Source organism: Congregibacter sp., from assembly GCF_047617445.1.
In the GTDB taxonomy this organism is placed as follows: Bacteria; Pseudomonadota; Gammaproteobacteria; order Pseudomonadales; family Halieaceae; genus Congregibacter.
In genome coordinates, this window is the sequence record NZ_JBLGBE010000038.1 from 17532 (window position 1) to 28840 (window position 11309).

9 protein-coding genes are annotated in these 11309 nt (G+C 59.1%); 2 read left to right on the top strand and 7 right to left on the bottom strand.

Annotated elements, in window-relative coordinates; all coding sequences use genetic code 11:
• Positions 1–49: 49 nt before the first annotated feature.
• The 3 genes from gtfA to ACI9KD_RS10275 form a co-directional block, all read right to left on the bottom strand.
• Positions 50–1492 (bottom strand): sucrose phosphorylase, encoded by a 1443-nt coding sequence (gene gtfA, locus ACI9KD_RS10265; RefSeq protein WP_414981074.1) that lies wholly within the window; start codon positions 1490–1492, stop codon positions 50–52.
• 90 nt (positions 1493–1582) lie between these two features.
• Entirely contained in the window at positions 1583–3820 is a 2238-nt protein-coding gene (gene ggpS, locus ACI9KD_RS10270; RefSeq protein ID WP_414981075.1) for a glucosylglycerol-phosphate synthase, read from the bottom strand.
• 303 nt (positions 3821–4123) lie between these two features.
• Positions 4124–4657, bottom strand: coding sequence for a tyrosine-type recombinase/integrase (locus ACI9KD_RS10275; protein ID WP_414981076.1), 534 nt, complete (start codon positions 4655–4657; stop codon positions 4124–4126).
• Positions 4658–4926: 269 nt separating this feature from the next.
• Here ACI9KD_RS10275 and ACI9KD_RS10280 point away from each other — a divergent pair, with 269 nt between their 5' ends.
• Positions 4927–6309: a class II fumarate hydratase gene (locus tag ACI9KD_RS10280; protein WP_414981077.1), complete on the top strand. Its 1383-nt coding sequence runs from the start codon at positions 4927–4929 to the stop codon at positions 6307–6309.
• Here the strand turns inward: ACI9KD_RS10280 and acnA are convergent, their stop codons facing one another.
• The 3 genes from acnA to ACI9KD_RS10295 are packed head-to-tail and all read right to left on the bottom strand — an operon-like array spanning position 6310 to position 9620.
• On the bottom strand, positions 6310–9054 hold the full coding sequence (acnA, locus tag ACI9KD_RS10285; RefSeq protein ID WP_414981078.1) for an aconitate hydratase AcnA: 2745 nt from the start codon (positions 9052–9054) through the stop codon (positions 6310–6312).
• Positions 9047–9433, bottom strand: a complete 387-nt coding sequence (locus ACI9KD_RS10290; protein WP_414981079.1) for a hypothetical protein — start codon at positions 9431–9433, stop codon at positions 9047–9049. Before ACI9KD_RS10290 ends, acnA begins: the two co-directional genes overlap by 8 nt.
• 40 nt (positions 9434–9473) lie before the next feature.
• Positions 9474–9620 carry a hypothetical protein gene (locus tag ACI9KD_RS10295; protein WP_414981080.1) on the bottom strand — a complete coding sequence of 49 codons (147 nt, stop codon included), beginning with the start codon at positions 9618–9620 and terminating at the stop codon, positions 9474–9476.
• A 59-nt stretch (positions 9621–9679) separates the two neighbouring features.
• On the opposite strand from ACI9KD_RS10295, the gene ACI9KD_RS10300 reads away from it, so the two are divergent.
• The gene (locus tag ACI9KD_RS10300) at positions 9680–9823 is read left to right on the top strand and encodes a hypothetical protein (protein WP_414981081.1); all 144 of its coding nucleotides are present in this window, start codon (positions 9680–9682) and stop codon (positions 9821–9823) included.
• Between the two features lie 86 nt (positions 9824–9909).
• Here ACI9KD_RS10300 and ACI9KD_RS10305 read toward each other — a convergent pair.
• Positions 9910–11309, bottom strand: a 1400-nt coding sequence (locus ACI9KD_RS10305; RefSeq protein ID WP_414981082.1) for a TonB-dependent receptor family protein, incomplete at its 5' end; no start/stop codon positions are given.

The following is an 11309-nucleotide window of genomic DNA, read 5'->3' on the forward strand; positions in this document are numbered from 1 at the left end:
CTTGTCACCTGCGGTAGCTAAGCGTTGCCAGTGAGCGGCGCGCGCTAGTCTATAGTCGCCATTCACTCAGCTGCGCATCCGCACTTTCGCCAAAGCGAATGCTGCTGGTGTTGAAGTTCAGGTCCACGAATAGCTCACAGTAGGCATCCGCGCTTTCCCAGGCCATCGCTACGTTGCTGTCGTTGGAGTGCTGCAGCTCAAACTGCCCATTAAATGCGGCGAAGTTGGAGCGGAAACGCATCAGCGCGAGCAGGCGCTGCACGACCGGTTGTTCCACGGCGTCGGCAAATTCCTCGAGCGAGTAGTAGTGTCGATTGATATCGCGAAGTTCCCCGGTGGATTCCATCAGCGCTTCGTCATTGCAACCGGCCAGCAGACCCACGTAGTACACCTGCGGGATACCCGGCGTAAAAAACTGTATCGCCCGCGCTGCAATGTAGGCGTCGTCGTTGCGCATGAGGGCGTCGTAAAAGGTGCAGGTGAGCTGGTAGATGGCACCGACACTGTGAATATTGGCAGCCGAGCGTCTCAGTATCGGGTCGGCGCTGCGTGCGTCTATGTTGTCGATCAGCACGCGGATTTTATCATCGGGCAGTACATCCTCGACATCTGGAATACAGATGCCGTCGTGCGTATCCAGCACCGTGACCATATTGTCCGGACACATGCGCAGCCAGTTCTTAAGGTAAACGCTGTTGGCGTCGAGCAACGAATACAGCATTAGCGGCGGCAGCGCGAAGCTGTAAGGGCGCATGCCTCGCCTTGAAAGTGCAAACTGATAGCTCCAGTGATCGTGCACTTCGGGCAGGCACTCGGCGCCGTTTTTTTCCGCGGTTTGTCGCACCCAGTCGAGAATTCGATAGACGTCAGGCTCGACCAAAAAGCAGCTGCTACCGACTTTCTTGGTGGTATAGCCAAAGGCATCCAGTCGTAGCAGGCGTACACCTTTTGCGGTGAGAAATTCGATGTAATGCTCGACCAGATCGAAGGTTTCCTGGTTGCGAAAATTCAGATCGATCTGCTTTTCGGTAAAGGTGCACCACACGCGGGTGCTGCTGCCATCGCCAAAGGTGACGTCCCGAAACGGCTCTTTTTCTTTGCGAATATGAATCTTTGCCAGATCGTCCGGTGTCATCGGCGGCAGCTCATCGATATCCACAAACAGCGGTGCATAGGCCGATTGGCGACCCTCTTCGAGATAGGCCTTGAACTGCACTGACTCGTCGGAGATGTGATTGATGATAAGGTCCACGCAAAGGTCGTAGTCCGCCGCCAGGGCTTCGATATCGCCCCAATCTCCAAACCGTTCGTCGACCTCCGTATGCGTGAGTGGTGAAAAACCGGCGTCGGCATTTGACGGATAGAACGGCAGCAGGTGAACACCGCCCACGGCATCGCCACAGTGCTCTGCCAGCGACTTGTGCAGGTCCTTCAGATTTTTGCCGACGCGATCCGGGTAGCAGATGAGCTGAACGGCGTTACGCAGTGCCATGTAGGGCCTCTTGGTGATCGGTTGCTGGCTTTTCTCCCTCGTCGGTCCGGTAGCCTGGCCGCTGGTCGAAGGGGGAGATGAGCGCGGGACTTATTGGGCGCTCTGATCGACAGCCGCCATGAAGTCATCGCTCCATCGCTTCAAATCGAAGTACTGGATGCTTTCAAAGGCCTCGGTGACGCGCCCCGTGGCTTCCTCAGGACTCATGTTCAAGGCCTGGTAAACAGTGCTGACGAGATCGCTCGGGTCGTGCGGATTGGTAAGGATCGGGCCACGCAGTTCCGCGGCGGCTCCGGCGAATTCCGAAAGTACCAATACGCCGTGGCCTCCGGTAAGTCCTTGCACGGCCATAAACTCCTTCGCCACCAGATTCAGACCATCGCGCAGCGGTGTGATCCACATGACATCCGCCACTGAGTAATACACCACCAGCTTCTCGAACGGCATGGCGCGGAAGAAAAACTTAACGGGAGTCCACTCGAAGCGGCCAAAGCGGCCATTGATGTGGCCGACGGTCTGCTCGATCTGGGCCTGCAGTTCGTCGTAAATCGCCATCCCTGCGGCCGCCGGTACGCAAATCGTGACCAGCGTGATCTTGCCGCATAGCGCCGGGTTCTCTTTGAGGAGGCGCTCGTAGGCGCGCAACTTCTCGAGAATGCCCTTGGTGTAATCCAGGCGCTCTACGGCGAGGATCATTCTGGTTTCACCCAGTTCATCGCGCAGCTCTGCCGCTTCGTCTGCGACATTTGGGCCTTTCAGGCAGCTTTGTATACGGTCTAGGTCAAGACCCACCGGATGCGCTCCCAGCCCGACTTTGCGTCCTAGCACCTCGACCTCAGTGACCATCTCCTCAAGTCCAAGGGCGCACCCATAGGTCAGGAAACGCGGCGCGCAATTGGCGCGGCGCGTTATCTTGAGCGGCATCACGCCTTGGGCGACATCGACAAAGTTTTCTGACTGGCGCGGAATATGGAAACCGATGTAGTCGCACTGCAACAGGCTGCCGACAATCTGCTTTCTCCAGGGCAATACGTTGAATGCGTCTGCGGAGGGGAAGTAGGTATGGTGAAAAAACGCGATTTTCAGATCGGGACGCAGCTCGCGCAGAAACGCTGGCACCATCCAGAGGTTGTAGTCATGCAACCAAACCGTGGCACCGGCCGCTGACTCGGCTGCTGCATGCTGGGCAAAGCGCTCGTTGACGGCAAGAAAGGTTTCCCAGTGGTCTTCGTCAAACCGGGCACGCTCCCAGAAGGTGTGCAGCGTGGGCCAGAACGCCTCCTTGGAAAAGCGCTTGTAGAATACGTCGACGTCGTCGGTACTCAGCGGCACATTGGCAGTGCGCAGGTTGGGATAGCGCACCTTGTCCACGATCGAATGGCTTTCTACCGGCGTTGCGTTGTCACTTTCCAATGACCAGGCGACCCAGGATCCCTGTCTGCCCTTGGCAAAGAGACTCAGTAGTGTCGGGATGATGCCGTTGGGCGATGTATGCTGGCGGCGCTTCCGTTGTCCTTCTTCTATGTATTCCTCGAAGGGTAGGCGGTGATACACGATTACAAGATCTGAGGTGCCCGGCGCTGCGCCTTCATTGTCTTCGAGGTACCGCTTGAGTTCGCCGCCGGGCAGCAGGCCGTAGTGCTCAATCGCTTCAATGATGCCGCCTGCGCCAGCGGCGCTGGCGTGATAGGTTTTGGGAGTGCCGCGGGTCACGTCGAGCAACTCGCGCTCCGATTTGCCAACACATACGCTCTTGTAATCCAGGCGCAGCATCGCGAGGTCATTTAGCGTGTCCCCTGCAATCAGTACCTGATCCGAATCGGTTCCCAAATGTTGCAAGAGTTTTTCAAGCGTACTGCCTTTGTTGACCCCTTTGGGCAACACGTCGAAGTACTTGCCGTCTGAGAACAGCATGTCGCAGTCGAGACTGCTGACGATCCGCCGCACTTCGTCGTCGATATGGTGAGCCTCACAGAAGAACGAGCATCGGCGCTCCTGCGGCACTTCCTGCCGGCGTAAGGCGGTGATGTGCTCCAGCGCTTCGGCGACGGCCCATTCTCCGGGCCACAGCATATCTATCGATTCCTGAATCTCCGCTACCGGCTGCAGAGTGCGGCCGTCGACCACGCTCGCACCCACATCGGCAATGATGTAGTGGGGCACGGGGATTGTTGGATCTGAGAGCAGCGGCAGCACCACTTCGATGCCGCGGCCAGTGACAAAAACGAGCTCGATATCATCTCGCGCGGCGATAAGTTGATACAGGCTCAGGCGTGCTTCGATACTGCCGCCCAGAAACGTCCCATCGAGATCGGTTGCAAGTAACATGGTCTTGACACTAGGACACTCGGGGAGAACCCCCGATGACCAAGTGAGTTATCCTCCTAAAAAAATGGTTGTTGTGTGAATGGTTGTTTTGTATGAGATCGCAGCCTAATCGACAGTGACGCCCGATGACTGCCTTAGCTTCTGCCTGCGGGCGCTGAGAGTTAGCAGGCGGAGGAGACAGGCGTACTAGTACTGGAAGCGTTGAAACTGTCTCGGCTGCTATATCGATTGCCACCATCGTCGACACAGCTGTCGAAGAAGTTCCCGCGAGGGCAAACGAATGGGTTTGCTTGCCAAAATATCTCATTGGAGACGAGGGTAGCACGGAGCCCACCCGCTCGCATTCATGCGTACCTTTGCACGTCCCATGGAGGCAGCGTCCGGCAGGCCAGTTGCGGGAGATTTGCGAGAGCTTTCATTTTTGATCGAGGTCAGGGTCGGTGCCGAGCTGCCTGCCCCGCTCACTTTTTCCACTGCTTCTATCAGTTCCCCGATTTCAGCTGCGGAATAATGAGTCGTGATCTGGCCGTTTTTGTGGCCCAGGAAAACCTGCCGTGTTTCATGACTGAGACCTTTGGCCCGCAATCGGCGACCAAACGTATGCTTCAAGTCATGTACTCGCACTTGTGGCAATCCAGCCTCCTCCCGTGCCCTGCGGCAGGCCTTGGTGTTAATGCGATCAACCGGACGACCCTTCGAATAGGTAAACACGTATTCCGCGTTCCCGCCGCGCTGACTATTGAGCAGGCACTCGAATGGAGCATACCCCTGCTGGGCATCTGTCGCGGCACATCGTGGGTCGAGATCTGGACGATTTATGTCAGGCGATCGAGGCAACCGACAACCGACAGATCGTGGGTGTACAGTGGTATCCGGAGTGCCTCTTCTATCTGCCTGCGCAATTCACGCTGTTCAGGCGGCCGCTATCTTCTACACTACAAGGACAGGCGCGGGTTCTATGTCAGTCGTTGTCAGATTGACCGAGCGCAGGCCTGGTTCCAGTGCCCGGGTGTGTGGTGCCTTCTGCTGGCCTGGTTGCCCGTCGGTAGCGACCTAAGAGGGTTAAAGCGAGTACCGTCGGGGATCGCCCCAGGGGAGGATACACAATGGACTACCGCACGGAACATGACAGCCTCGGCGAGGTACAGGTACCGACGGCTGCACTCTATGGTGCGCAGACCCAGCGCGCCATCGACAATTTCACTATCAGTGGCATGCCCATGCCGCGCGCGTTTATCACTGCGCTAGCCTCGATCAAGAAAGCTTCAGCAAGGGTCAATGAGCGCGCGGGTTTGCTGGACCGGGAGCGGGCCGACGCTATCGCTTCGGTGGCACAGGACATTATCGACGGTGGCCACGCGGACCAGTTCCCCGTTGATGTATTCCAGACCGGCTCCGGCACCAGCAGCAATATGAACATGAACGAGGTGCTCGCGCGTCTGGCCAGCGACCTTGCGGGCCGGGACGTGCACCCGAACGATCATGTCAATATGTGTCAGAGCAGCAATGACGTGATACCCAGCGCCCTGCAACTGAGCGCTTGCTTGGAGACATCAGAACGGCTGTTTCCCGCTCTGGAGACTCTGGAAGCAGCCCTGCGCGAGAAGGCCAGCGCCTTCGGGAGCGTAGTCAAGACCGGTCGGACCCATCTAATGGATGCCATGCCCGTGCGCATCGACCAGGAAATGGGCGCCTGGGCCCAGCAGATTGCCGATGCCCGCGGCGACATCAGCCTGTCCCTGCATCGCCTGCGGCGACTGCCTATCGGCGGCAGTGCCGTCGGGACCGGCATCAACGCGCCGGCGGAGTTTGGCGAAGCCGTCGCCCGACAGTTGAGCGAGGACACTGGATATGCCGTCGAGTCGCTTCCGGGCTATCGTAACCTCGGCTGTCAGGACGCGGCAGTCTCCTTCAGTGGACAATTGAACGTCCTTGCCACTGCGCTCATCAAGATCTGTAACGACCTGCGCTGGATGAACAGCGGGCCGCTGGCCGGGCTCGGGGAAATACAGTTGCCGGCGCTGCAGCCGGGCAGCAGCATCATGCCCGGCAAGGTCAACCCGGTCATTCCCGAGGCGGTGGCAATGGTGTGCGTGCAGGTAAGCGGCCTGCATATGGCCGTAACGATGGCGGGGCAATCGGGAAACTTTCAGCTCAACGTGATGCTGCCGCTTATCGCCCACAATCTCCTGCAGGCGATTGAGCTACTGGCCAATGGTGCGCGGGCGCTCGCTGACAGAGCCGTGGCGGGATTAACGGTGAATGGGGACGCCCTTGAAAGTGCCGTCGCGCGCAGTCCGGTGCTGGTAACCGCACTCAACAGCCGCATCGGCTACGAGAAAGGCGCTGCAATTGCCAAGGCCGCGCTTGCGCAGGGGCGCACGGTCCTGGACGTCGCCTGCGAGCAGACGGATCTGCCCCGGGAGGAACTGGCGACTCTTCTTGATCCAATGCGCCTCACGAAAGCCGGCATTCCCGGCGACGACTGATCAGTTCAGGAGCTCGCGCAGCACGTAGTGCAATATCCCGCCGTGACGGTAGTAGTCCCATTCTTTGGGCGTATCAATGCGCACCAGTGCACGGAACTGTTTCTCATCGCCATTTTCGGTTCGCACGGTAACGGCCACCTCGTCACGGTCTTCGCTCGCGAGCTCGACGTCATAGCTCTCGGTGCCCTCAAGGCCGAGGCTCTCACTGCTTTCGCCGTCACGAAATTGCAGCGGTAGCACGCCCATACCGATCAGGTTGGAGCGGTGTATGCGCTCGTAGCTTTGGGCGATAACAACGCGCACACCGAGGAGCCGTGGACCCTTAGCCGCCCAGTCCCGTGATGAACCACTGCCGTATTCCCGGCCGGCAATAATCAGCAGCGGAACATCCTCGGCCGCGTAACGCACTGCGGCGTCATAGATAGTCATCTGCGCGTCATCGGGCTGATAGCGCGTCCAGCTGCCCTCGGTTCCCGGCGCCAGCTGGTTTCGCAGGCGCACATTGGCAAAGGTGCCGCGCATCATGACCTCGTGGTTCCCGCGCCTCGAGCCATAGGAGTTGAAATCACTCACCTGCACCCCGTTCTTCTGTAGATATTGCCCCGCCGGGCTGCCGGGCATGATCGACCCCGCCGGTGATATATGGTCCGTAGTCACGCTGTCACCGAGCATGCACAGCACGCGGGCGCCGGCGACCGGGGCAATGGCATCCGGCGTCGCGCTCATGTCATCAAAAAACGGAGGCATGCGTATGTAGGTGGAGTCCGGCTCCCAGCGGTAGCGCTTGTCCGTGGGTACGTCCAGTCCGCGCCAGGTTGCATCGCCATCAAAGACCTGCGCGTAGCTATCCAGGTACATGGAGGGATCAATCGTGCTGGCGATAGTTGCGGCAATCTCCTGCTGGCTGGGCCACAACTCACGCAGGTATACGCTCTCACCGTCGGCACCGACAGCGAGAGGTTCTTCGAGAATATCTGAAGCCATGTTACCGGCAATGGCATAGGCGAGCACCAGGGGGGGGGAAGCGAGATAGTTCAGGCGCACCTGCGGATGAATGCGGCCTTCGAAATTACGGTTTCCCGACAGCACCGCACACACGGCGAGATCGCCATCGCGTACAGCTTGCGAGATGGGTTCTGCGAGCGGCCCGGAATTGCCAATGCAGGTGGTGCACCCGTAGCCGACGATCTGGAAACCGAAAGCCTCGAGGTCATCGAGCAAACCCGCCTTCACAAGGTAGTCATGCACCACCTGGGATCCCGGTGCCAGACTGGTCTTCACCCAGGGTTTGCTCACCAGGCCCCGCGCACGGGCCTTGCGGGCCAGCAGTCCCGCGGCAACCATCACCGACGGGTTCGAGGTGTTGGTGCAGGACGTGATGGCAGCGATAACCACCGCCCCATCACGCAGTTCGAATTCCTGGCTGTCCAGCACCGTGCCCGCATAGGCGCCCGGGGTTTTAGCGGGCGCGGCTACCCCTGTGCCGCCACCCTCTGCGGCAAAACGCTCAATGTCCCCGTCCCGTGCGAGGGACTTACTGCGCGCGGCCTGAAACTCGTGCAGGCTTTTCGACACGGCGACTGCCGCCTGATCCAGAGCGATGCGATCCTGCGGCCGCCGCGGCCCGGCTATGCTCGCTTCGATACTGTCGAGATTGAGCTCCAGGGTCTGCGAGTATTCAGCAGCGGTCTCCCCCGATATCCGAAAGAGGCCCTGAGCTTTGGCGTAAGCCTCTACACGTTTTATGTGAGGTTCCGGCCGTCCCGTCAGACGAAGATAGGTCAATGTCTGCTCATCGATGGGAAAAATGCCGCAGGTAGCGCCGTACTCTGGCGCCATATTGGCGATCGTCGCGCGGTCGGCGACCGGGAGCGCGGCCAGGCCATCCCCGAAAAACTCCACAAATTTACCCACCACACCGTGCTCACGCAGAATCTGCGTCACGCGCAGGACCAGGTCCGTAGCAGTTGCTCCCTCGCGCAGAGCCCCATCGAGACGGACCCCCACAACCTCAGGAATAAGCATGGACACGGGCTGACCAAGCATAGCGGCTTCGGCCTCGATTCCACCGACACCCCAACCGAGCACCCCAAGACCATTAATCATGGTGGTGTGCGAATCGGTGCCAACCAGCGTATCGGGATATAGAATCGGGCCCTCCCCGTCACTGCTCTCGAACACAACCCGGGCCAGATACTCAAGGTTCACCTGGTGCACGATACCCGTGCCCGGGGGCACCACCTTGAAATCCTGAAAAGCCTGCTGCCCCCAGCGCAGGAACTTGTAGCGCTCGCCGTTGCGCTCGTACTCAAGTTGCGTATTTCGCTCCAGGGCGTCAGACCTGGCGTACACATCCACCTGTACCGAGTGGTCGATGACCAGCTCTACCGGCGCCATCGGATTGATGCGCTGCGCATCACCGCCGAGTTTCTCGATAGCGTCGCGCATGGCGGCGAGGTCAACTATGGCGGGCACACCTGTAAAATCCTGCAGTACGACCCGCGCCGGTGTAAAAGCGATTTCTGCCGGCGGCATCCCGCGGGGTTTCCAATGCACCAGCGCTTCAATCTGCTCCCGGGTGACCGCCTCCGAGGCGCTGTGTCGCAGCAGGTTTTCCAGCAGGATCTTCAGGGAGAAAGGCAGGCGGCCGAGCGCTGCACCTTCAACTACCTGGTCCAGGGCACAGTAGCGGTGCTCGGCACCGTCGAGTTCAAGAATGCGGCTGTAAGGTAGTGAGTTAGCCATGCTGAAGTCCTCCGGTAAGTATCAGGGTTAGCACGCCGCCGACATACAGCAGACGCACCGCGGCACTTTCGAAACCAATGTTACCCACGCCGTGCTGTTCAGGGAGTTGCATCCGCAGCAAAAGCACGCCCACCATCAGGAAAGACAGCGCTATCCAGAACAGTTCTGCGGGGCCCCGCCGCGCGTAAATTGAGCCGCCACGGTAGACGACATCTGAAATGGAGAGAAACAGGATATCGACAGTCGTTCCGCACACTGTATCACCCAGGGCGCCGAGCACGGCCGGGGTTACGTGTTCGAGGACCTGCAGCGTCAGCGGCGGAAAGCGCCGCCGGACCATAGCTACGATAAATCGAAACCAACGCGGCTGTTGCTGCACACGCGAGCACGAATGGCCTGCAGAATGAGGGCCCGGTCCTTCATGGTGCCAGGGGAGGGATTTCCTCCAGCCAGTGATCCACCAGAGCCTTGAGAGGCTTTTGCTTTAAGGCGGTGGGCTGCCGCTGCCGAAAGCCCAGGCCGCGCAACTGGTTGGCGATGGCCGTTCCCGGCCTACCGGGTTTCAAAGCGGCCTTCGTGGCTGTGTCGGCATAACATTTTCAGTTGGCAGTTCAGGTCTCGCCTAGTGCTAATCCATTCGGCGAGTTATCTTTCTCGCACGCTGCGCAATCTGGCGGGTTGCGGATTGGTCAAGCTGCACCGCAGCCCGGATACCCGCGCCGTGCGCCCGGAGGCACTGGCCACCGACTTTATCGGGCTGCTGGATTAACCCCGTATCGCGACTGATCAACAGGAACTATCAATGACCAAAGGCAAAGGTAGGAACAACGTTGGCAAGTCCCAATCGCAGCTGCGCTAGCGCAGGTCGAAGCGGAAGCCCAGGTAAAAGGTGCGCTCCAGTGCGGGCTCAATGCCGTCGTTGCGCACGCGGCTGAAGTAATCCTCGTCCAGCATATTGTTAACCCCACCGTGCACGGTCCACCGATTGCTGGCGCGATACTCAAGGCTGAAGTCGAGGACTTCGTAGGCGGGTATTTCCGCCGCGATTTGGTCGGCACCGCTGCCACGCGGTAAGTTGGAGTCCTGCCAGTACTGCTCTCCCACCAGCGTAGCGGTAAGGGCGGCGGTCCAGTCCTCGTTGTCAAAGAGCAGGCCAGTGCGGATCAGGTAGTCGGGGGAGAATGCGGTGCTGTTGCCCACCAGGCTTTCGTTAAGGCTGGTGTTTATTTCGGCATCCAGCAGAGAGCCGTTGGCGAACAGTTTGAGTGACTGCGAGGCACTGGGCAGCAGATCGTATTCCACGCTGAACTCAACGCCCTGATGCCGGGAGTCGCCGCTGTTAACTCGTTCCACGTCTGTGATATTCACTTGAATCTGTTCGATCTTATCTTCGAAATCAATGCGAAACACACTGACGTCAAAAACCAGATTGTCGATTGGCTGGCTGCGATAACCGATCTCATAATTGACCGCGCGGGACACGCCGGGACCATTGTTACCGGCGAGCTCCGAATTGGGGTTAATCAGATCGTCGAAGCGCTGCGGGCGGTAAGACTCCGAGAAGTTGGCGTACACTTCTGAGCGCTCGCCAGTGTGATACATCAGGCCTAGGCCAAACAGCGTCTCGTTAAACGTGTCGTCGAAGTCGATCGCGTCACGGTTGAGGCTGGCGTTTTTCACCCGTTCTTCAAGATCGTAGTTGACCCGTTCAAAACGTAGCGTGGGTACCACGCTGAGCTTGCCAAAGCGGAACAGGTTTTCGACGAACAGCGCGTTGTAGCTCATGACGCGATCCTGGTCGAAGACCAGGTCCTGCGGGTTCTGGGCGCTGGAGCGAATGTCATCGCCGACATGCCGGGTGCGCGGGCTGTCACCAAGATAGGCGGTGGTGCCGGCGGTGAGCACATGCCGCTCGCCCCAGGACAGCGCATAACGCAGGTCGAGGCCGTAGTTAGCGAACTGCTGTTCATCAATGGCGGTTGTCTCTGGCTCGTTGGCCGGGTCTGTAAACATGGCAGAGCGGCGGCTGAGGCGATCCATCGAGGAGTACCAGACGCTCGCATCCAGGGTGGATTGCTCGGTGATCTGCTGCTCGTACTTCACCGTGGCGATGAGCTGATCGATCTCAATGCGGTTAAAGGGCGTTTTTACCAGATCGCGGTTGTTTGCATATTCCTGGGAAGTGAGGCGGCCCGCTTCGCCAGAGTCGGACTGATAGTAGTCCAGGTCAAAGCCGATGCGGATATCATCGAAAC